This is a genomic window from Promicromonospora sp. NPDC019610 (assembly GCF_044389365.1).
In the GTDB taxonomy this organism is placed as follows: Bacteria; Actinomycetota; Actinomycetes; order Actinomycetales; family Cellulomonadaceae; genus Promicromonospora.
In genome coordinates this window covers 533,548-554,225 of record NZ_JBIRXX010000002.1, presented here as the reverse complement: position 1 = coordinate 554,225, position 20,678 = coordinate 533,548, and the positions used below count along the sequence as shown (strand labels likewise).

Here is a 20,678-nt window from a genome sequence, read left to right as displayed (position 1 = left end):
CGCTAAACGCCTGGCTACTATTTTGCAAGCCAGAGTCATCGAGTGGACGGGGAAGTCAGATGCGCTACACCACCTTGGGCGCCGACAGCGGACTTCGGGTATCCGAGCTCGCGCTGGGCACGAGCAACTTCGGGACGAAGTGGGCCACAGGCGCCGACAAGCAGGTCTCGCAGCAGATCTTCGACGGATTCGCCGAGGCCGGCGGCACCTTTGTCGACACCGCCGACACCTACCAGCAGGGCGAGTCGGAGACCTACCTGGCGGACTTCCTGGCCGCAGACCGCGACCACTTCGTCGTGGCCAGCAAGTTCACCTACGGGAGCTCGGGCCAGACCGGGGTCAGCAAGACGGGCAACAGCCGCAAGAGCATCATCCGGTCGCTCGAAGCCACCCTGACCCGGCTCGGCACCGACTACCTGGACCTGTACTGGGCGCACAGCCCTGACCTCGTCACTCCGATCGAGGAGATCACCAGCACGCTCGACGACCTGATCCGCGCCGGCAAGATCCTGCACGGAGGCCTGTCGAACTTCCCCGCGTGGCAGGTGGCACAGGCCGTCGCCGCCACGCGTGCGCTGGGCCGCAGGCCGATCGTCGCCGCTCAGCTCGAGTACAGCCTCGCCGCGCGCGACGGCGAGAGGGAACTCATCCCCATGGCCGAGGGGCTGGGCATCGGCGCTGCCCTCTACTCGCCGCTGGGCGGCGGGCTGCTGACCGGCAAGTACCGCTCCAGCACAGAAGGGCGGTTGTCGACCCTGAAGTCGATCATCCAGCGCGAGGACAGCGCCCAGAAGACCGCAGTGGTGGACGCGCTCCTGGACATCAGCGCCGAGACCGGCACGCCCGCCGCAGTCCTCGCGATCGCCTGGCTCCGCGCCCGGAACGCGCGATCCCGGACCTCACTGGTCACGATCATCGGACCGCGCACCACCGACCAGCTCGACTCCTACCTCCAGGCGCTCGACCTGGAGCCGACCGCGGACCAGTACGCACGTCTGGACAAGGCGAGCGCGCCAGTGCTCGGCATTCCGCACGACGTGGCCAGGACGAGGCTGAACGCGGTGCTGGGCGACGCCCTGGCGCAGTTCACCCTTCCCGATGGCCGCCCGCTCTCGTAGCCGAGGAGCGAGACGATGACGAACTCCCCTGCCGACCACACCTCGGCCCGGTTCACCTCCGAGCAGCTGGAGCGGTTGAAGACCTACGGCACGCCTCACCGAGCAGCCGCCGGACAGATTCTCTACCGGCCCGGGCAGACCGGCTACGACCTCGTCCTGGTTGAGTCGGGACGTGCGGAAGTGGTGCGCGAGGGCATGGATGGCACACCACCGCAGGTGGTCGCCCGCGAGGGGGCCGGCGGCATCCTGGGCGAGCTGAGCCTGCTGAGCAGGCAGGCCGTCTACCTCACCGCCCGGATGACAGCCGCCGGCACGATCTACCGCATCAACCCGCACGAGCTGCGCCGACTGATGTCCGCCGACACGGAGCTGTCCGCGATCCTGTTGTCGACCTTCATGGCCCGTCGACGCGAGCTGCAGGCCAGCGCCGCACGCTCACTGAATCTCATCGGCGACGACCGGACCGCAGCCGGGCTCGCGCTGCGCACGTACGCCGCCCGCCTCGACCTCCCCCACCATTGGATCCACTCCCGCTCCCCTGAGGGAGTCTCCGCGATGGCCGAGGTCGAGGCCGGCTCCTCCGACCTGCCCCTGGCGATCACGACGGCAGGCGTGATCGGCCAGGCCACCCCGGGACTGCTCGCCGAACGCCTCGGGCTCACCTACCGCATCAACGACCAGGACACGTCGGTGGACCTGGTCGTGGTCGGCGCCGGGCCCGCCGGTCTCGCCGCGACCGTGTACGGCGCATCCGAAGGACTGACGACGACGGTCCTGGACGCCGTCGGACCAGGCGGGCAGGCAGCAGCCAGCTCCAGGATCGAGAACTATCTCGGGTTTCCTGAGGGGCTCAGCGGACGCGACCTGCTCGGCCGCGCCCACGTCCAGGCACTGAAGTTCGGCGCCAGCGTCTACAGCCCGTGCCAGGTCGACTCGGTCATCCGCACGGCCACGGGCTACACGATCACGCTGCACGACGGCGCCCGGATCGCGGCTCGCGTCATCATCGCCGCCACCGGAGCGCGCTACCGCACCCTCCCGATCGACCGATGGCACGACTTCGAAGGGGCGGGCATCTACTACGCCGCCACCGAGCTCGAGACGCGGCGGCTGGCCGGCCTGCCCGTCGCGGTGGTCGGCGGCGCAAACTCAGCCGGGCAAGCGGCGATCTTTCTCGCGTCCAAGGGATGCACGGTCGACCTCGTGATCCGTGGCACCGACATCCGTTCCGGCATGTCCGCCTATCTCGTGGACCGGATCCTGGCCACCCCAGCCATCACGGTCCGCACCGGCACTCAGGTCACCGCCCTCCACGGCACCACGTTCCTCACCGCGGTGGACTACACCCTCACCTCCGGCAAGGTCGCTCGCGAGCAGCCGGCCTCCGCGCTGTTCTGCTTCATCGGCGCAGCGCCGGCCTCGGAATGGCTCGACGTCGCCGCCCAGGACGAGAACGGATTCGTCTACACCGACTCCGACGTGGCAGGCGACCACCTCGGACCCGCCTGGTCCGAGCTGGGCCGGCGCCCCCTACCGTTCGAGACCAGCTCACCACGCCTGTTCGCCGTCGGCGACGTGCGCCATGGTTCGATGAAACGAGTGGCCGCAGCCGTCGGAGAGGGCGCTAGTGCCGTCGCGTCGGCACACGCTGCGCTCGCCCACGACACCCCTGCCCATTCGCTCACCACCACCCCGACCGGCTGACGAGGAGACCATCCCCATGACAAGCACCGGAATCGATCCCACCGCCACGCCCAGCGGCGCGGGCTGCCTCGAGTGCGACCACGACGACGGGTGGTGGCTGCACCTCCGGCGATGCGCACAGTGCGGACACATCGGCTGCTGCGACAACTCCCCCTCGCAACATGCCACCCGACACGCCGAGACGACGGGCCACTCCATCATCCAGAGCTACGAACCGGGCGAGGACTGGTTCTGGGACTACTCCGCACAGGAGTACGCACAGGGTCCTCGGCTCGCGACACCCCGCCACCACCCGCTCGACCAGCCGGTACCTGGCCCCGCGAGCCGGGTTCCCGACAACTGGGAGTCCCTGCTGCATCCGTAGGTCCGCCGCGCCACGCGCGTGGCGCCGCAAGGATCACCACTCCTGACTAGTGCGCGGCAAGTCAGAGGTAGTGTCGCGACATGGCGATGCACCTGAGCAGCACACTCACCGATGAGGGCGACTGGCGTGGAAGGCTGTGCCCCATCGACAATGCGGCGAGCGTCATCGGCTCGCGCCCAACTCTGCTGATCGTTCGAGAAGCCTTCTACGGCACCACACGGTTCGACGATTTCGTCACACACACCCGGCTGACCACGGCGGTGGTCTCGACCCGGCTCAAGCTACTGGTCGAGAACAGCGTCCTGGAACCACGTCCTTACCGGGAGCCGCGCAAACGCACCAGGAACGAGTACGTCCTGACCGAGCACGGCAACGCGCTGCTGCCCCTCGTGCTGGCCCTGATGCAGTGGGGGTCGGACCACGTCCTGCACGGAGGGCCGGTGCGAGCCAACGACGCCGTCACCGGCAAAAGGCTAGCGGTCGGCCCTCGCGACCTTGACGGATCGCCGATAAAGGCCGACCGCGTGGCGATCACCCCGAACCCGGCCTGGCAGCTTCAGGCCAACTAGCTCCCCAAACCCGCAGCGAACCGCAGCGGGAGAAACACAAGCGACCAAACCCCGCGCCCGGCACAGATCCACGCCGCGCGCGGGGTTTCCTGCGCTGCGGACCGACCGGGCGCGGGGGTGGACATCGGGAACCCGGAGGGGTAACTTGCATTTTGCAAGTCAGACTCCGCCACTGATCAGAGGAACCCGCATGTCGGCCACCGCACCACGAACCGTGCTCTTCATCCCGGGTCTCTGGATCCACAGCTCTTCCTGGGGACCGTGGGCCAACCTGTACGAGCAGGCCGGCTTCACCCCTGTCGTCGAAGGATGGCCCGGCCAGAGCGCAACGCCCGAATCAACGCACCAGAACCCGGCGATGCTCAACGACGTCGGCCTCGACCGCGTCACCGATCACTATGCCCAGCTGATCGATCAGCTGCCCGAAGCCCCCCTGGTCATCGGCCACTCCTTCGGTGGGGTCGTCGCACAGAAGCTCCTCGCCCGCGGACTCGCCTCACAGGCCGTCGCCGTGGACCCGGGCCCCGTCAAGGGCGTCACCAAGCTCCCCTTCGCCCAGATCCGCTCGGCGCTCCCAGTCGTCAAGAGCAAGAAGAACCGCGCCCGGACCGTCGCCCTGACACGAAGCCAGTTCCGATTCGGGTTCGGCAACGCGATCTCCCGCACCGAGTCGGACGAGCTGTTCGCCAAGTGGACCATCCCCGGACCGGGCCGGCCCCTGTTCGAAGCCACCGAGGCCAACAAGACGCCCCGGTCCCCCGCCGAGGTGGACACCAAGCTGGCCGACCGCGGCCCGCTGCTGATCATCGGCGGCGGCAAGGACCACACCGTCCCCGAGGCCGTCACCCGGCAGGAGTTCGAGCTGTACGACACGCCGGCCGTGACCGACTACAAGGTCTTCGCCGACCGCGGCCACTCGCTGGTCTTCGACTCGAAGTGGAAGCAGGTCGCTGTCTACACCCTCGACTGGGCGCTCACGCACCACGTCGCTGCCTGACCTCGGCGCAGGCCTGCTCCACACGGCGCACATCCCGATCAAGACCTCATAGCTCGGAGAGAACAATGAGAAGCATCTTCCGTCGCTCACCACGCAAGTCGGTGCTCGCGACCCTCACCCTTGTCATGCTGCTGATGGGCGGCGGCGGGCTCGCCACCGCCCAGACCCCGACGGCCCGCGACACCGCACCCAAGCCGACCGTGGTCCTCGTGCACGGCGCATGGGCCGACGCCGGCGGCTTTGACGGCGTCCAGACGGCACTGCACGTCGCGGGCTACCCCGTGCTCGAGTTCGCCAACCCCCTGCGCTCGCTCAGCTCGGACTCCGCGGCGCTAGCCGCCTACCTCCAGCAGCGCATCGACGGGCCGGTCATCCTGGTCGGCCACTCCTACGGCGGCGCGGTCATCACGGACGCCGCCCTGACCGACCCCGACGTCAAGGCCCTGGTCTACATCGACGCTTTCGTCCCGGACGCCGGGGAGAGCCTCACCGATCTCCTCGGCCGACAGGGCCCCATCGACGCGACCCAGCTTTTCGACGTCGTGGCCAACCCGGGCGCGCCCGAGGGCGACGTGGACCTGTACCTCAAGGACGCCGTCTTCCCCGAGGCCTTCGCCAACGGGCTGCCCCGCCTCACACAGGCCCGGCTCCTGGCCTCGCAGCGCCCGATCGCCGCAGCAGCCCTTGCCGAGCCCTCGGGCCAGCCTGCCTGGAAGTCGCTCCCGTCCTGGTACGTCCTGGGTACCAATGACCACATCGTCTCCCCGGACCTGCAGCGGTTCATGGCAGAGCGCGCCGGCGCCAAGATCACGACGGTCGGTACCGGCCACCTGGCCATGATCGCCCGCCCCGACGTCGTCACCGCAACGATCCTCCGGGCAGACAGCGCCACCCGCTGACCCGGCGGAGGCGGCAATCACAGCCCGGCGGCAGGCCTCCTGACGGGGCCGCCGTCGGGCCCATCATTTCATTGCCACAAGCGCGGACGTCTGAGCGTCCCGACGCACAGATCAGTGGACCCAGCCTCGTCCAAGACAATCAGCGATGCGCACCCGGGCAGCTTCGGGATCGAACTCCCGAACCACGACCCTGACAGGCACCGACGATCGCACTGGAGCATTCGACCCCGGAGGCTGCTGGACAGTTGTGGTTTCTCGCGCCTCAGCGCCCGATGGGAAGCACACCCTGCTGGATTGTCACCGTTGCTAGCGTCGCGCACCCGACCCGCAGGCCAAAGCGTACTGCGGCCAGGCGTGGTGTACGCCACCGTCGAATCAACGACGCTCGGCCCGACGCATCAGGGGTCACCTGTCCGTGCAACAGTCACCGGGGCCCCACTAGCCGCCCAGCAGCTTCCAGGTCCCCTCCGAGACGACCTCGACACTGCCGTCCGCCACGACGACGGCAGTGTCATCGTCGATCGCGTACGCCGGACCGTCGATGTCGGCCGCCCACCGCTCGGTTGCCGCCATCGTGTTGTCCGGCAGCATCGGGTGGTCGACGTGCGGGAAGATCGAGAAGTCGACGACACCCAGCGTGGCGTCTCCGCCCGCAGGCGGCGTCCACTCGACGAAGTACTGCCCGATGCGGGGCGTCATCACCATGCTGCCCGCGCTCATCCCCACGTAGACCGTATCGGTGAGCGACGGCAGGAGATCGGCGAGGCCGGACTCTCGCATCCAGTGATTCAGGTACAGAGCGTCACCGCCCGCGACCAGCAGGACGTCCGCGGCACGAACCCTGGGGACCCAGCGCTCGCGGTCGATCGTGGGCAGGGCGGTCAGCTCCAGCACCCCGACCGACCTCCACCCGAGTCCAGTCATGGGCTCGGCGGAGTGTCCGGAGATGAAGTTCCATGCCCCGACTCCCGGCCCGACCTGGGGGTGCCCGTACAGCGCGGTGGGGATACAGAGAGCGTCACACTCGGCAACCGGCCGACCGAGCAGCCCGAGCAGCGCGTCGTGGATGCTCGCGTTCTTGACACCAGCGGAGGTGAGAAGCAGCTTCACGGATGTCTCCTTCGAGCGACGAGAGGGCCAACGAGTCGTAGACCGCCGGGCGTCGGGAGAATCATCGGTGCCGCAGGCTGCACGGGTGCGCCTGCTGCTTGTCGTGGCGGCGCACGCACCGCGGTATGGACCTGACAGCTCAGCGGCGACGGGCGCACCGAACCAGCCCGGAATACCTCGACGAATCGGTGTTCCAAGCCCGTCGTCGCGCGCACGGAGGGCCTTGGAACCGGCAGCCCGCGGGCCCCGGCGGGCTGAACTTCCGCCAATGCTTCGTAGGCCTGGGCGCACAACACCCTCGCGGTCGCCCGCAGAGCCGCCTGGAACCGGGACCGCCAAGGTGATGCTCAACGAAGGGTGCTCAGCAGTTCCCTGCAAACCGCCTCGCAGGCACGGCACGCCTCGGCACACACCCGGCGATGGTCATGCATGCCGGCGTGCTGCTCGCACTCGTCGCCGCATGCCTTGCACGCAGCGATGCAGGCCTCCAGCAGCGCGCCGCTGAGGCAGGCGTCCGCGCACGCTGAACACACCTGAGAGCACTCGACGACCGTCTCGATCGCCCGCGCCAGCAGCGCAAGATCCAGATTCATCGACTTCGGGCAGGTCTCAAGCATCTTGACGGCTCTTCGCCGTAGGTCCGGGGCTGGCCAGGTTTCACCCGGTCGCTCGCGGCGCCGTCCCAGGTCCGGGCGTGGGCATTGCAGGTTGCTGCAACCCACGGCCCGCCGTCCCGTGCATCCTCTGCACCGGCGATGCGTCAGCATCGTGCCCGCCGGGACACGTCCGCGGCGGGTCCCCCGGGACCGAGGAAGAGAATGAGACCGAAGATCCCCGCGCGCGGGCTCGGTGCGAGTGTCGCGCACCGGTTGAGCAGGACGTTACGAACGACGACGGTGGTGGTGTCAGCGCTCGCGGTGGCCGTGGCGGCCGCCGCGCCGGCAGGCGCGGTGGTGGGACCGTCGGCGGACCACGGGTTTGCCGTCCGGCTGGACATCGGCACCGGGGACAGCACCCGGGCGTGCAGCGGCGCGCTGGTCTCACCGGGCTGGGTTCTCACGGCCGCGAGCTGCTTCGAAGCGACGCCCGGCGCGGGCGACCCGCCGTCGGGCAAGCCGGCGCAGCCGGTGACGGCGACCGTCGGACGCCCGGACCTGACCACGACCACCGGTGCCGTCCGCACAGTGGTCGAGCTCGTCCCGCACGAGTCCCGCGACCTGATGATGGCCCGGCTCGAGATGCCGGTCACGGGCGTGGCGCCCGTCACGCTCGGCGTGACCGCGCCCGCCGCGGGCAACACGTTCACGGCGCTCGGCTACGGGCGCACGGCCACCGAGTGGGCGCCGCTGCACCTGAAGGCGGGACAGTTCGCCGTCGACGCAGTGACCGGCGGCGACGTCGCCCTGACCGGTCAGAGCGGCGCAGCGGTCTGCGCCGGGGATGCCGGCGGACCGCTGCTGCGCACCGTGTCCGGGGAGGTCTCCCTCGTCGCGGTGAGCAGCCGGTCCTGGCAGGCCGGGTGCTTCGGCGCGAACCCCGCCGACACGCGGACCGGGGCCGTGGCAACGATGGTCACTGACGTGCGTGACTGGGCCCTGGACCTGGTGGCGAACCACTACCCGGTCACGTGGTCGGCCGCGCACAGCACTTCCACGGTCCACCAGAACAACTCCTCGGTCGCCGTCTCGCACAACGGCACCTGGACGGCGGTGGTGTGGACCGGGGACGACGGCGCCGACCCGGCCGACGACCTGCACTCGCGGGTGTGGCTGAAGGTCTACCAGAACGGCGTCACCAAGTTCACGAAGGCCGTCACGGTCTACGACGAGCCGACGAACTGGAGGTTCCGGCACGCCGACGTCGGCATCCGGAACGACGGCACGGCGATCGTGGCGTTCATGGCCGACTACGACGGGGACGGGACGTCCGAGGCGCGGGTGAAGTCGTTCGACTCCTCCGGCACCCAGAACGGCGACCAGGACGTCAACACCGCCATGACCCGGCAGATGATCACGCCGCGGATCGCCATCGACCCCGACGGCCTCGGCTTCGCCGTCGCCTACGAGTACGGCTACTACGGGTCCACGGACACCAACACGGTGCGGGTGGCCTACTTCAACAGCGTGGGCTCCGGGATGGCCTGGGACAAGCAGGTCAGCACCAACGGCAGCAGCCGCAACCCCGACGTCGCCATGGGCGCGAACGGCAACGCGATCGTCGCCTGGGACCGGGACTACAACGTGAACGGCGACGTGGACGTCGCGGTGCGTGGCTTTGCCCCGAGCGGGGCCGAGGTGCTGCCTGGTTACGTCGTCAACACGAACCGGACGGGCGTGCAGGCGGACGTGAGCATCGCGGCGAACTACGACGGGCACTTCGCCGTGGCCTGGGACACCAACGAGAACGGGACTGACCAGGTGGCGTTCCGGTCGTTCACCGCGGGCGGCACCCCCGGCCCGATCACGCTGTCGTCGCTCCGCGCGGCGCAGCCGAGGGTGGGTGTCGACGGCCAGCGCCGCGTGGTGCTGGCGGTGCGTGCCAGCGGCGAGGTGCTCGTCCAGGGCTTCACCGCGGACGGTGCGACCGCCGACACGCTGCCGGCGATGGCGGCGACGCCGAGCGCTGACAGCAGCCTGTACGTCAATCCGGAGGTCGCCGTCGGCGCCACCGGGAGGATCACGCTGACGTACAGCAAGACCGTGACCACCACCGGGTTCAAGAACATCCAGGTCGGCACCGGCCTGTTCAACGGGCGCTGGTAGGCCCACCCCAGACTCCGGGTGGTGCGGCGTGACCAGACTCCGCCGCACCACCCGGACCCAGACCTCTTGACCGGCCTCTTGACCTGCAAGGAGAGACGAATGAACGTCACGATGAACCGGCCCGTGCCACGGGTCGTGGCCGGGGTGCTGGCCGCCGCCGCGTTGGTGGTCGGAGCCCTCTTCGCCTTCTCGGCGAACGCCGACGCCACCCAGACGGGGATCGCGGCCGAGGAGCTGCCGCCGGTGGCCGTGGAGGACTTCAGCTATCCCGGCGCCGACCGGATCCTCGAGGAGCGGGGTCTCGTCCTCAAACGCGGTGACGGGCACCTGCTCCTGACCGACTGCGTCACAGGAGACCCTGATGTGCTGCGGCTGGCGCAGCGTGGTGCCGACGGGGGCTACGTGTGCTTCCGGCTGTCCGGGAGCACCGGGTACCTGACCCTCGAGATGCCGTCGGTCTACGGCACCCAGACGGGCGACTTCGACGCGGAGCTGACCCTGACACCGTCGGACGGCGGCGCGTCGGTGACTTACGACGTCCCGCCGGAGTCCTCCGAGGCGCTCGGTGAGACCGACCCGGAGGTGGGTGTCGAGTCCACCCTCGTCGAGATCCGCCTTGCGCGCTGAGCCCAAGACTCCCTCGGAAGGGGACGTTCGCATGCCACACAGATGGACACAGACACCCTTGACCCGGCGTTCGGTGCTGCACGTGATCGGCGGTGCCGCGGCGCTCTCCCTGGTGCCGGTCGGGGCCTCCCTGACGTGCGCTCCGCCGGCGGTGGCGGACCCGCTGCCCGCTGACTCCGGGCTGCCCGACACGGCCCGGGGCCGTGCCGTCTGGGCCTACAAGACCGGCGGCAAGGCGGTGAAGCGGGAGGCCGCCCCGGCCTTGGCCGGCTCGGACGCAGACATCGCCGACTTCCTGGGCAACCGACTGGCCGCCGCGATCGACGAGGACAACACGTTCTCGTTGTTCGCCACGCTGCCCTATGCGGGACGGGGCACCACGGCCGCGATCAACACGGCGTTGTCCGGCGACGCCGCCGCACGCAGCGCGTTCTTCCGGGACGGGTTCCACGGCCCGGCCGGCGACGACCTGCGGGCCGATGTCTACTCGGTGCTGAACAACGGCGGCACCGCCGTCAAGCGGGCGGCGACCAACGCCCTGAACACGAACACCCTCGACTCCCTGAAGGCGTTCCTCGCGGACGGGCAGTACACCGCGCAGGTCGAGGACGACCGGGTCGAGGTGTTCCGCATCCTGTCGTCCGGCTCACCTCAGGTAGTGGTGTACGCCGAGCGTGCGCTCGACGACGGGTCGGCCGAGGCCCTGCAGTGGTTCCTCAAGTCGGGCCAGCACATCGCCCGCGCACGGGACGAGGAGAGCGCGACGATCACGCAGCTCGTCGCCATCGTCGAGCGGGAGGGCAAGCGCGCGTCCCTGTACACCGACCAGGCCGTCTCGTACTCCGCCTCGGCGGTGGACGCCGCCGCCCAGGCCAAGGAGGCGGCGCTCGTCGCGCGGGACGAGGCCCGGGCTGCCGGTGCGGACGTCCGACGCGCGGCCAAGGCGGCCACCGCCGCCGGGCGAGCGGCGAAGGGCGCGGCGGACGCGGCGAGGACGGCGGTCTCGGCATCCCGTGTCGCCCAGGAGGCGGCACGGCGGGCGGCATACGCATCGCAGGCCGCGGCGGCCGCCACCGCGGGAGCGGGCAGGGCGGCGGCCGCCGCGTACAACGCCGCCATCGCGGCGTCGAAGGACGCCGGCAAGGCGTCCGCCGCCCGGCAGGCAGCTCAGGCGGCACGGGACGCCGCAGCCAAGGCCCGGGCCGCCGCACAGGCTTCTGCCTGGGCGATGGTCGCCAGCGAGAAGGCGTCGACCGCCGGTAGTGCGGCCGCCTCCGCGGCAGTCAACGCGGCGGCCTCGGCAGCCGCCGCCGCAGAGGCCGCCGAGCTCGCCGGGGTCGCACAGAGCGAGGCCGCCGAGGCTCGTCAGGCCGCCGCGGTCGCCGACGCGGCCGCGGCTCGTGCCACTGCGGCGGCGAACACGTCGCGCACCCTGGCCGATCGGGCACGGGCAGCAGCAGGACGAGCGCGCGACGCCGCCAACAGCGCTGCCGCCCACGCCGAGGCTGCGGCAGACGCCGCCGACGAGGCCGCCGACCACGCCGGTGAGGCGGTCGACTACGCCAACCGTTCCACCCAGGCCGCGCAGCACGCGGTCACCGCGGCGAACCTCGCCGTGGCAGCCGTCGACGAGGCGCGTGAGGTGGAGGAGGCAGCCCGAGCCGCCGAGACCGCCCGGCTGGAGGAGGACACCCGGCTCGGCATCGAGCTCGCCCGCGAGCTGGCCGCCGAAGAGACGGCTGCGGCCGAACAGGTCGACCGCCAGCAGACCCAGGCGGCGCAGACCACCGAGGAAATCAGGACCCTGGTCGCCACCGCGGAGAGGAGCCTGGCCGAGGGCCGGTCCGCCGAGGCGGTCGCATCCGCTCGCGCGGCCGCGACGCAACTCGTCGGCAGCACATCGGGCAGCTGGACGAGGTCGGCCGCGGAGTTCGCGCTCTCCGGTACCGACGAGGATGTGCTCAGCTGGATCGACACCGACCGCCTGGTCGCGCAGCGACAGGACGACCGGGAGACCGTGGCCGCGGTCGCCGCCATGACGATCGCGGACGTCGCCGAGGCGGCCGCCACGGCACTAGAGAGCGACGATCACGCCACCGTCGAGGCGTTCCTCAGCGGAGCGGCCATCGAGGCAGCCGAGGAGAACAACCGGGTGCTGGTCTTCCGCATCCTGGGCGAGGACCCGGGTACTGCGGTGCGGCGCGCGGCGGATGCAGCACTCGCCGACGGGTCCGCCGAGGCACTGCATCGGTTCGTGCGGTCCGGGCTGCTCGACGCGGTCAAGGAAGACGACAACGTGACGGCGTTCCGTCTGCTCGCCGAGGGCGGCCCTTACACCAGAGCGGCAGCGAGCATCGTCCTCGAGGGCTCGGCGAGCATGCGCCGTGGCTTCGTGTCGAAGGGGCAGCACGACACCGCCTGGCTGGACCAGGACTACGCCACCCACGTGAGCGCGATCCGCGCGGCCGTTGCGCACGCCGGCCAGGTCGCCGCCAGGGCGCTCGAGCAGGCCGCTCGCGCGTCCCAGGCCGCCGCGGTCGCCCGCAACGCTGCCGAGGAGGCGCAGAACTGGGCGAGCCGGGCCGCGGGATACGCTGCCGACGCGGCCGACTCGGCCCAGCAGGCGATCGATGAGGCGAACGCCGCCGATGCCTCCGCCAGCTCCGCCGAGCAGTCAGCAGCACGTGCGGAACAGGCCGCCGTGTCGGCCCGAGCCGCTGCTCGCCGGGCCAACTACTCCGCGAAGACGGCGACCGCGTCGGCCTCCCGGGCGGTCGGCTACGCGATGAGCGCCCAATCCTCGGCGACCTCGGCCCGAGCGTCGGCCATCCAGGCGGGGCACGACGCCGCGGCCGCAGCCACCGCGGCGAGCGAGGCCCAACAGATCGCGGTCAACCTGGCGAAGGCAGAGGCGGCAACCGCTGCCGCGGCCGCCGCGGCAAAGCGCAGGCAGCACGAGAACGAGGGCACCGACCCGGTCGACGACGAGGAGAACTCCGAAGACGTCACCGGCGACACGATCGCCCTCGGCCTCCTGCCGAAGGACTTCACCGACCTCAAGGACTGGTCCAAGGCCCTGGGGCACATCAGCGTCGCCTCCGGCGCGCTGGCGGTCGTCGCACAGATTGGAGCGATTGCCCTGTCCGGCACTCTCATCGGTGGCGCGGTCATGGAGGTGATCGCCGGCGTCGCCGGCATCGTGTCGCTGGTGACAGGACTGGCGAGCATGGTCACGGCGGGCTTCGGCTACGGCTGGGAGAGCACCGAGTTCCGGGACGCGGTGTTTGACAACACGATCGGTCTCGTCCTGGGCAAGATCGCGAAGCCGGTCAAGTACGTCATCAAGAAGTTCCCCGCGGACGCCGAGACCGACAAGTTCATCATCGAGTCAGGTGAGAAGATCGCCGGTGCGGGTTCGGACGCCTACGGCGTTGTCAAGGGCTGGATCGGGTGGTGACCGGCGGCAGAGCCTGCGATCGCTTCTGACCGCGCCTCACGCGTCCCCGCTAGCCGGGCGGGGACGCGTGAGGCTGGCCGGCGCAGCTGTGCGCGCCGGGTTCGCCAGCATGTACTTCGCCGTCACGTCGGTGACTGATTCGGACCACCGGCGGCAGTTCTTCGCCCCTATCATCGACGAGGGCGAGCGCGTGCTCACCGTGCGAGCGGTCTACCTGGCGCTACGCAAGACCTTGCCCTCCATAGCTCGGGTCCCGTGGGGCGCTGGAGGGTCACCCCGGCGTCGGCGAGCATCGACAGGTCCAGCCCCAGGTCCGCGCCGAACGCTCCCGCCACAGGGCAAACGCGCCCTCGACGTGACGGGGCCTGGGCCTGGGCCTGGGCCTGGTCCATGCCGGTGACCGCCATGAGGTGGACATAGGCGGCGTCTTCCAGGCCGCGTACCTGCGCGAACCCGAAGTGGGTGACGGCGTGGCAGTCCGTGCACAGGCAGATCGCCGAGACGAAGAAGGAGATCGAGAACCTCGTCCGGACCCTTGCGAGCGGCCTGACCTCTGAGGCCGTCACGTCCGCGCTCGTCACGAAGGAGGCGGAGCTCAATGCACTCCAGCGCCAGCTCGATGACCTGCAGGCCCCGGGCGAGTCGATCGACGTCAAGCAACTGGCCGAAGACCTACAGATCGTGGGCGGATCGCTCAACGTCCTGGGACGCGCTACAGACGAAGAACGCCGAGACCTCTACGAGGCACTCGGCGTTCGGTTCGACGCCGCAGCGTCGCGGGTCGTTCTCAACGTGTCGTCCCTGGTCACGCCAGAGAAAAAGTGTCCGGAGGGGGACTTGAACCCCCACGCCCGATAAAGGGCACTAGCACCTCAAGCTAGCGCGTCTGCCATTCCGCCACCCGGACAGGTGACCCGTTCTCGGCGTTTCCGCCTTCCCGGTGCGTGGAAAAACATAGCACGCAGAACGGGTCGGGTCCGAATCGAAAAGCGTGTGACCTGGGCCGCTCTCGCGACGGGCCGCCCGGGACCAGCCCGGACGCCAGGCCGGGCGGCCCGGACCGGGCCACCCAGCCCGCGCATCAGCCCAGGAGCTGCTCCGTCGCCTCCCACAACCGCGCCTCACGTGCCCGGTCCCGCGCGAACGGTTCGACCTCGCGCTCGGCCGTCTTGACCACGAACGCGCCGTCGCGCAAGTGCGCCCAGCGCTCGTCGAGCGCCACGGCCGCCAGCAGCGGGCCGGACCGCTCCGGGGTGGAGACGCCGGGAATGCGCCCGACCGCGCGACCCACCCGTTGCAGCGCGGGACCGTGCTCGCGCGAGAGGCCGCTGCCGGGCATGAACCCCGGCTCGAAGACCGACACGCCGACGCCGTCGGGCAGGCGTCGCTGCAGCTCGTGCGCGTAGTAGAGGATGGCGAGCTTCGAGTTCGAGTAGGCGACGCCCGCGTCCCGGGTGTCGGGCTCCGCACCGGCGTCCGCCGGGCGCGCGAGGTCCAGCGGGTCGCGCCACTCGGCGGGCGGCACACCGAGCAGACGGCGCGGGGTGTTCAGGTAGTACGTGTTGGAACCGAGCAGCACGATCCGGGCGGGCGCCGCGAGTGCGCCGGCCACCCCGCGCACGAGCTGGGCGTGCGCCAGGTGGTTGACCGCGAAGGTCAGCTCGTACCCGTCCGCGGACGCCGTGCGGGTGTCCGCCACGGACACCCCCGCGTTGCCAATGACCGCGCGCAACGGCCGCACTTGGCCGTCGGCCAGGAGGCGTACGGCCTCCTGCCCGGCCGCGCGGACGTCGGCCAGGCTGGCCAGGTCGGCCCCGATGGCGTGGGCGGTGGCGCCCGCTGCCCGGGCCTCCGCGGTGATCGCGTCGAGCCGTGGGCCGGGCCGCCCCACGAGGAGCAGGTCGGGACGGTGCTGCGGGCCGCGGCTTGCCATGGCCAGCACCGCGGACCGGCCGAGGCCGCCCGTCGGTCCGGTGATGAGCACGGTTCCGGTGGTCGAGGTTGTCATGCCGCCATCGTGGGTCGGCCGGACAGCGCGGGGCAGTCGTCGGGTTGTCGTAGGACCGGCAGGGCCACCACAACCGCGCGGCCGGGGCGCAGACTGGAGCGATGGAGCTCGGACCAGCGATACGACACTGGCGCGACCGCGTCTCGCCCGACGCCGCCGGGATACCGGTCGGCACCCGCCGGCGCGCCGCGGGGCTGCGCCGCGAGGAGCTGGCCCAGCTCGCCGGCATCTCCGTCGACTACCTCACGCGGCTGGAGCAGGGGCGTGCCACCGCGCCGTCGGACCAGGTCGTGGAGGCGCTCGCCCGGGGGCTCCGGCTCAGCGAGCCCGAGCGCGAGCTGCTGTTCCGGCTCGCCGGCCTGACCGCGCCGGGGCGCGGCCTGGTGTCCACCCGCATCACCCCGAGCGTGCAGCGGATGCTCGACCGGTTCGACGGGCATCCCGTGGTCATCTTCGACGCCATGTGGAACCTCGTGACCGCCAACGCCGCCTACGACGCCCTCATGGGCCGGACCACCGCGTGGCGCGGGCCGGAGCGCAACGCGGTCTGGCGGCACCTGCTCGGGCCCGCGTCGCGCGTGGTCCACTCGCCGCAGGAGGAGGCCGACCTGGTGGCGAACCTGGTGGCCGACCTGCGGCTGACCGCCACGCGGTACCCCGCGGACCCGCGCCTCCGCCGGCTCGTGGGAGACCTCCGGGCGCGCAGCGCCGAGTTCGTGCGCCTCTGGGAGGCGATCGACCTGACCGCGCAGGAGGCACCGGCGAAGCTGAAGACGGTCGACCACCCCGAGGTGGGTCGCATCCGGATCGACTGCGACACGCTCGTCGTCGCCGGGGACGACCTGCGGATCATGGTCTACTCCTGCGAGCCCGGCACCGAGGACGCGGAGCGGCTGGCGCTCGCGATCGTCCTCGGCAACCAGGCCATGACCGATCAGGCATCGAGCGATCAGGCATCGCGCGTCCAGGAGACCCGCGGCCCCGCCACCCCTACGGTTCCCGCATCCGGGACCTGAGCACGTCGAACTCGCACCCCGGGGCGTCCGGGTCGAAGCCGTGCTCGACCAGCCAGCGCGCCGCCGTCAGGCTGCGCAGCGACCACCAGGCCCGGATCACGTCCCGGTCCGCGCCCGGGCCGTAGCCGGCGAGCAGGTCGTCCAGGCGTTCCTCGTGCCCCAGGGTCAGGATGGCGAGGTCGAACATGGCGTCGCCCGGCGCGGCCTCGGACCAGTCGATGACGCCGGTGACCTCGTCGCCGTCGACGAACACGTGGGTGATCTGCAGGTCGCCGTGGACGAACGCCGGCTGCCAGGGCCGGAGCGCCCCCTGCGCGATCTCGCGGTTGCGCCGGATCACCTCGGCGGGCAGGACGGCGTTGTCGAGCAGCCACGCGCACTCGCGCTCCAGCTCCGCCGCGACGTCGTCGAGCCTGCGCCCCTCCCACGGCGGCAGCGGCGCGTCGTGCAGCGTCCGGATCGCGGCGCCCGCCGCGGCCCAGGCCGCCGGCGACGCCGGGGACGGCTCGCCGAGCACGCCGAGCGCCGTCCCGGGCACGGCGGCGATCGCGAGCACGGGCGGCTCGTGCCACAGGATCGCCGGAGTCGGCACCGGTGCCAGGGCCATCGCCCGGATCTCGACGTCCGCGTGCTCACGGTCGCCGTCCACCTTCAGGAACACGTCGCCCACGCGCAGCGTCGCACGCTGGCTGTGGGCGACGACGACCTCCACCTCGTCCATGGCGGCCATCCTGGCGGAACCGGGCGCCGATCTCGCCGGTTTTTCCTGTCGACGGCGCCGCGGCGGAACGCGCCCTACGGCCGGCCCACCCGCACCCCGTCGACCCAGACCTCCAGGTCCGCGTTCTTCTCCTGCCAGAAGCAGACCATGCCGGCGATCCGCAGTCCCTCCCGCAGCGGGGTGTCGTAGCCCCAGACGACGTCGCGCAGCCGCAGGCCGGCGACGTCGAGCGTCCAGTACGCCGCCGTGCCCTTGTACGCGCAGTAGCTCACCGTGTCGGTGGGCGTGAGCAGGTCCATCCGGACGTCGACCTGCGGCAGGTAGTACCGCGGCGGCTGCCCGGTCTGGACCAGGACGACCGGCCGGCGCGACTCGGCGACCACCTCCCCGCCCGCCACCACCCGGACGTGCCGGTTCGACGGCATCGCGTCCACCCGCACGTACGGGTCGCGGGCATGGGTGTGGATCACCTCCTCCTCGGCGAGCCAGGTGTCGAGGGCCGACCAGTCCAGCGTCACCGCGTCACGGAGGGCCACCACCGGGGCCTGCGGGTAGCGCTGGGCGGCGCCCGCGAGCACCGTCTCCCCCACGCCGTCGGGCACGACGACGTCGAACAGCTCGCCGGGCCCGAGGCTCCTGGACCGGCGACCGGTTCCCGCGGGCCGCAGCCCGACCCGCAGCTCGACGGGGGCGAAGAAGTACTGGGGGTAGAACCGGTGCTCCCAGACCAGCAGCGGCGGGTCGGCGTCCGCGACCAGCACGCCCGCCTTGTAGGCGCGTATCCGCACCGAGCCGGGCTCGGCCGTGCCCGGCCGGATCACCACCGCGCCGCGCACGATCTCGTCCTGTCCCGCGTCCCTGCGCACGGTCTCCCGCTGCACGATGTCGCTCATCGCGTCCGCCACCTCTCGTCGTCCGTCGCGGTCCGCCGCCGTCCGGGGGATCTCGCGCACCACTCCTGCACACGACCGGCGAGCACCCGGATCCGTGACCGTCCGAGCGGGACACCGGACACGGCGCACCGGGCGCCGGAGGCGCCCCGCCGGACGTGTGTCGGCGGTCGGGTGTTTCCTGGACCCATGAACAGACCGGACCAGGACGGCGCCAGCCGGAGGACGCGGTTCGCGATCGACGCCGTCACGGCGCTGCGCCTGGTGCGCGAGGACCCCGGCGCGGGCGCCCACCGGCCGCTGGTCGCGCCGGCGGCGCTGCGCAGCCACGCCATGTCGATCCTCTATCGCGACGCCGACGCGGGACTCCTCGACGAGAAGACGGCACGGGCGCTGCTCGAACGGGTGGCGACGCTCAAGGTCCGGCTGCTCGGCGACCGGGTCTCGCGCGCGACGGCGTGGAAGGTCGCCCGGCAGCTCGGCTGGCACGACACCGGCCAGGCGGAGTACCTCGCCGTCGCCACCCTGCAGGCCGACGTGCTGGTGGCGGGCGACCGCGACATCGCCGCGGCGGCGTCGGGGCTGGTGCCCCTGGCCACGTACGACGACCTGCGCCGGGCGTGACGTCGCGCGTGACCGGCCCCGGGGCGTGCGCCACAATCCTGCCGTGACCACCCTCAGGTTCGAGCTCAGCACGTCCGTCCCGGTCGGCCCGCGCGCCGCGATCGACTTCCTGGCGGACCTCACCCGGCACCGCGGCCTGCACCCCTACCTGGTGTCGGCCGACGTCGTCGCGGACGGCGCCGGCCCGGCCGGGCCCTGGCGGGACTGGCAGGTCGTCGAGCGGCCCCGGCTCGGGCCGCTGCGGTACACGATCCGCTTCCCCGCCCGCATGGTGCGCGCCGGCGACGACGTGCTGACGTCGTCCGTGCGGGCCGCGCCGGGCTGCACGCTGCGCACGGTCACCCGGGCGACGGCGTCGGTCGGCGGCGCCCGGCTCACGGAGACGACCGAGGTCACCGCGCCCTGGCCGGTGGCCGGGTACATGACCCGCCACGCCCGCGCCGCGCACGAGCGGACGTTCGCGCTGCTGCCCGGTGAGCTGGACCGGCGCCGGTAGGTCAGGGGCCCGCCACGCCGCGCGACACGCCGAGCGGCACGCCGTGTGCGCCCGGCGGTTCGGGGGCATCATGAGGAACATCGGGGGGCGGCCGCATCTCGCGAGAGGAGCCGCGGCATGGAGCTGTCCGACCGGGCCAGAGCAGCGCAGGACGCCATCGCGCCCGTCACGTCCTTCTTCCAGTCGTTGCGCACGATGGACCGGCAGGCCGGCGTCGTCGACCTGGCGTTCGGTGACCCGCACGAGATGCCGCTGCGGGGGCTGGTCGACGCGCTACGGGCGAACCTCGAACCTCGCGCCACGGACTGGTTCGCCTACAAGTCGAGCCTGGCCCCCGCCCGGGAGACGATCGCGGAGGGGCTGCGCGGCGAGCTCGGCCTCCCGTTCGACGCGGACGACGTGGCCATGACGCAGGGCGCGTTCGGCGCCATCGCGCTCGCGTTCCGGCTCGTGGCCGACGCCGGGGACGAGGTGGTGTTCCCCGAGCCCGGCTGGTTCTACACGCCGATGCTGCGCGCGGCGAACCTGGTGCCGGTGCGCGCGCCGCTGACCGCCGACGGGTTCGACCTGGACATCGAGGCCATCGGACGGGCGATCACGCCGCGGACGCGTGTCGTCGTCGTCAACTCGCCCGCGAACCCCACGGGCCGCGTGTACACCCGGGACCGGCTGGTCGAGCTCGCCGCACTGCTGGAGGCGGCGTCGGCCCGCGCCGGCCGCCGCATCTGGCTGCTGTCCGACGAGCCGTACCGCCGGATCCGGTTCGACGGCATCGGCTTCACGAGCCCGGCCGAGTGCTACCCGTGGACGCTGGTCGACTACAGCTACGGCAAGGTCCTGCTCGCGCCGGGCCAACGCCTCGGCTACCTCGCGTTCTCGCCCCTGATCCCCGACGACGTGCGCACCGAGCTGCGCGCCGCCCTGCTGCCCCTGCAGATGGGCCTCGGCTGGACCTTCCCCGACGCCCTCATGCAGTACGCGGTGCCGGCCCTGGAGACGGTCTCGATCGATGTCGGCGAGCTGCAGCGGCGTCGCGACCTCATGGTCGCCGCGCTCGGCGCGGCGGGCTACGACCTCACCGTGCCCGAGGGCACGTTCTACCTGTGGAGCGCCGCGCCGGGCGGCGACGCGCCGGCGTTCGTCACGGCGCTCGCCGGGCGGGGCGTGTTCGTGCTGCCCGGCACCGTCTTCGACCGGGCCGGGCACTTCCGGATCAGCCTCACCGGGACCGCAGCCATGCTGGAGCGGGCACTGCCGGCCCTGCGCGAGCTCGCGCCGCGCTGAGCGCCCGTCCCCGCTCGTGTCAGCGTCCCCTG

19 protein-coding genes and 1 tRNA gene are annotated in these 20,678 nt (G+C 71.6%); 14 read left to right on the top strand and 6 right to left on the bottom strand.

What is annotated here, in order from left to right; genetic code table 11:
- The first annotated feature begins 59 nt into the window (after positions 1 to 59).
- From ACH45N_RS14010 to ACH45N_RS13985, 6 genes are all read left to right on the top strand, one after another.
- On the top strand, positions 60 to 1,118 hold the full coding sequence (locus tag ACH45N_RS14010; protein WP_397394788.1) for an aldo/keto reductase: 1,059 nt from the start codon (positions 60 to 62) through the stop codon (positions 1,116 to 1,118).
- Positions 1,119 to 1,133: 15 nt separating this feature from the next.
- On the top strand, positions 1,134 to 2,822 hold the full coding sequence (locus ACH45N_RS14005; RefSeq protein ID WP_397394786.1) for an FAD-dependent oxidoreductase: 1,689 nt from the start codon (positions 1,134 to 1,136) through the stop codon (positions 2,820 to 2,822).
- Between the two features lie 16 nt (positions 2,823 to 2,838).
- A complete protein-coding gene (locus tag ACH45N_RS14000) occupies positions 2,839 to 3,186 on the top strand; it encodes a UBP-type zinc finger domain-containing protein (RefSeq protein ID WP_397394784.1) in 348 nt (115 codons plus the stop codon).
- 80 nt (positions 3,187 to 3,266) lie between these two features.
- Complete coding sequence (locus tag ACH45N_RS13995; protein WP_397394782.1) at positions 3,267 to 3,755, top strand: winged helix-turn-helix transcriptional regulator; 489 nt, start codon at positions 3,267 to 3,269, stop codon at positions 3,753 to 3,755.
- Positions 3,756 to 3,945: 190 nt separating this feature from the next.
- The gene (locus ACH45N_RS13990) at positions 3,946 to 4,752 is read left to right on the top strand and encodes an alpha/beta hydrolase (protein ID WP_397394780.1); all 807 of its coding nucleotides are present in this window, start codon (positions 3,946 to 3,948) and stop codon (positions 4,750 to 4,752) included.
- Between the two features lie 65 nt (positions 4,753 to 4,817).
- Entirely contained in the window at positions 4,818 to 5,651 is an 834-nt protein-coding gene (locus tag ACH45N_RS13985; protein ID WP_397394778.1) for an alpha/beta fold hydrolase, read from the top strand.
- A 438-nt stretch (positions 5,652 to 6,089) separates the two neighbouring features.
- Here ACH45N_RS13985 and ACH45N_RS13980 read toward each other — a convergent pair whose 3' ends face one another.
- Positions 6,090 to 6,761, bottom strand: coding sequence for a Type 1 glutamine amidotransferase-like domain-containing protein (locus ACH45N_RS13980; protein WP_397394776.1), 672 nt, complete (start codon positions 6,759 to 6,761; stop codon positions 6,090 to 6,092).
- Positions 6,762 to 7,108: 347 nt separating this feature from the next.
- Positions 7,109 to 7,378, bottom strand: coding sequence for a four-helix bundle copper-binding protein (locus ACH45N_RS13975; protein ID WP_397394774.1), 270 nt, complete (start codon positions 7,376 to 7,378; stop codon positions 7,109 to 7,111).
- A gap of 279 nt (positions 7,379 to 7,657) precedes the next feature.
- On the opposite strand from ACH45N_RS13975, the gene ACH45N_RS13970 reads away from it, so the two are divergent.
- The 4 genes from ACH45N_RS13970 (at position 7,658) to ACH45N_RS13955 (ending at position 14,465) form a co-directional block, all read left to right on the top strand.
- Positions 7,658 to 9,523, top strand: coding sequence for a S1 family peptidase (locus ACH45N_RS13970; RefSeq protein WP_397394772.1), 1,866 nt, complete (start codon positions 7,658 to 7,660; stop codon positions 9,521 to 9,523).
- A gap of 99 nt (positions 9,524 to 9,622) precedes the next feature.
- Positions 9,623 to 10,150: a hypothetical protein gene (locus ACH45N_RS13965; RefSeq protein WP_397394770.1), complete on the top strand. Its 528-nt coding sequence runs from the start codon at positions 9,623 to 9,625 to the stop codon at positions 10,148 to 10,150.
- 58 nt (positions 10,151 to 10,208) lie between these two features.
- On the top strand, positions 10,209 to 13,607 hold the full coding sequence (locus tag ACH45N_RS13960; RefSeq protein ID WP_397394768.1) for an ALF repeat-containing protein: 3,399 nt from the start codon (positions 10,209 to 10,211) through the stop codon (positions 13,605 to 13,607).
- Positions 13,608 to 14,087: 480 nt separating this feature from the next.
- Entirely contained in the window at positions 14,088 to 14,465 is a 378-nt protein-coding gene (locus ACH45N_RS13955; protein ID WP_397394766.1) for a hypothetical protein, read from the top strand.
- Here ACH45N_RS13955 and ACH45N_RS13950 read toward each other — a convergent pair.
- Positions 14,430 to 14,514, bottom strand: a tRNA-Leu gene (locus tag ACH45N_RS13950). The genes ACH45N_RS13955 and ACH45N_RS13950 overlap by 36 nt on opposite strands.
- Before the next feature lie 174 nt (positions 14,515 to 14,688).
- The gene (locus ACH45N_RS13945) at positions 14,689 to 15,615 is read right to left on the bottom strand and encodes an SDR family NAD(P)-dependent oxidoreductase (protein ID WP_397394764.1); all 927 of its coding nucleotides are present in this window, start codon (positions 15,613 to 15,615) and stop codon (positions 14,689 to 14,691) included.
- A 101-nt stretch (positions 15,616 to 15,716) separates the two neighbouring features.
- Here ACH45N_RS13945 and ACH45N_RS13940 point away from each other — a divergent pair, with 101 nt between their 5' ends.
- Positions 15,717 to 16,631 (top strand): helix-turn-helix transcriptional regulator, encoded by a 915-nt coding sequence (locus ACH45N_RS13940; protein ID WP_397394762.1) that lies wholly within the window; start codon positions 15,717 to 15,719, stop codon positions 16,629 to 16,631.
- Here the strand turns inward: ACH45N_RS13940 and ACH45N_RS13935 are convergent.
- Both ACH45N_RS13935 and ACH45N_RS13930 read right to left on the bottom strand, forming a co-directional pair.
- Positions 16,606 to 17,352: a phosphotransferase family protein gene (locus ACH45N_RS13935; RefSeq protein ID WP_397394760.1), complete on the bottom strand. Its 747-nt coding sequence runs from the start codon at positions 17,350 to 17,352 to the stop codon at positions 16,606 to 16,608. The genes ACH45N_RS13940 and ACH45N_RS13935 overlap by 26 nt on opposite strands.
- Before the next feature lie 74 nt (positions 17,353 to 17,426).
- Entirely contained in the window at positions 17,427 to 18,305 is an 879-nt protein-coding gene (locus ACH45N_RS13930; RefSeq protein WP_397394758.1) for a DUF427 domain-containing protein, read from the bottom strand.
- A 126-nt stretch (positions 18,306 to 18,431) separates the two neighbouring features.
- Here ACH45N_RS13930 and ACH45N_RS13925 point away from each other — a divergent pair, with 126 nt between their 5' ends.
- The 3 genes from ACH45N_RS13925 to ACH45N_RS13915 all read left to right on the top strand — a co-directional run bounded on the left by ACH45N_RS13925 (position 18,432) and on the right by ACH45N_RS13915 (position 20,646).
- Positions 18,432 to 18,866 (top strand): hypothetical protein, encoded by a 435-nt coding sequence (locus tag ACH45N_RS13925; protein WP_397394756.1) that lies wholly within the window; start codon positions 18,432 to 18,434, stop codon positions 18,864 to 18,866.
- A gap of 43 nt (positions 18,867 to 18,909) precedes the next feature.
- Entirely contained in the window at positions 18,910 to 19,362 is a 453-nt protein-coding gene (locus ACH45N_RS13920) for a hypothetical protein (protein WP_397394754.1), read from the top strand.
- 117 nt (positions 19,363 to 19,479) lie between these two features.
- A complete protein-coding gene (locus tag ACH45N_RS13915; protein WP_397394752.1) occupies positions 19,480 to 20,646 on the top strand; it encodes an aminotransferase class I/II-fold pyridoxal phosphate-dependent enzyme in 1,167 nt (388 codons plus the stop codon).
- Positions 20,647 to 20,678 lie beyond the last annotated feature (32 nt).

Excerpts from the sequence above, each read along its gene's own strand:
- ACH45N_RS13935 (WP_397394760.1), bottom strand. The coding sequence starts at position 17,352 with ATGGACGAGGTGGAGGTCGTCGTCGCCCACAGCCAGCGTGCGACGCTG.
- ACH45N_RS14005 (WP_397394786.1), top strand. The coding sequence starts at position 1,134 with ATGACGAACTCCCCTGCCGACCACACCTCGGCCCGGTTCACCTCCGAG.
- ACH45N_RS13915 (WP_397394752.1), top strand. The coding sequence starts at position 19,480 with ATGGAGCTGTCCGACCGGGCCAGAGCAGCGCAGGACGCCATCGCGCCC.
- ACH45N_RS13985 (WP_397394778.1), top strand. The coding sequence starts at position 4,818 with ATGAGAAGCATCTTCCGTCGCTCACCACGCAAGTCGGTGCTCGCGACC.
- ACH45N_RS13965 (WP_397394770.1), top strand. The coding sequence starts at position 9,623 with ATGAACGTCACGATGAACCGGCCCGTGCCACGGGTCGTGGCCGGGGTG.
- ACH45N_RS13925 (WP_397394756.1), top strand. The coding sequence starts at position 18,432 with ATGAACAGACCGGACCAGGACGGCGCCAGCCGGAGGACGCGGTTCGCG.
- ACH45N_RS13940 (WP_397394762.1), top strand. The coding sequence starts at position 15,717 with ATGGAGCTCGGACCAGCGATACGACACTGGCGCGACCGCGTCTCGCCC.
- ACH45N_RS13990 (WP_397394780.1), top strand. The coding sequence starts at position 3,946 with ATGTCGGCCACCGCACCACGAACCGTGCTCTTCATCCCGGGTCTCTGG.
- ACH45N_RS14000 (WP_397394784.1), top strand. The coding sequence starts at position 2,839 with ATGACAAGCACCGGAATCGATCCCACCGCCACGCCCAGCGGCGCGGGC.
- ACH45N_RS13945 (WP_397394764.1), bottom strand. The coding sequence starts at position 15,615 with ATGACAACCTCGACCACCGGAACCGTGCTCATCACCGGACCGACGGGC.
- ACH45N_RS13975 (WP_397394774.1), bottom strand. The coding sequence starts at position 7,378 with ATGCTTGAGACCTGCCCGAAGTCGATGAATCTGGATCTTGCGCTGCTG.
- ACH45N_RS14010 (WP_397394788.1), top strand. The coding sequence starts at position 60 with ATGCGCTACACCACCTTGGGCGCCGACAGCGGACTTCGGGTATCCGAG.
- ACH45N_RS13995 (WP_397394782.1), top strand. The coding sequence starts at position 3,267 with ATGGCGATGCACCTGAGCAGCACACTCACCGATGAGGGCGACTGGCGT.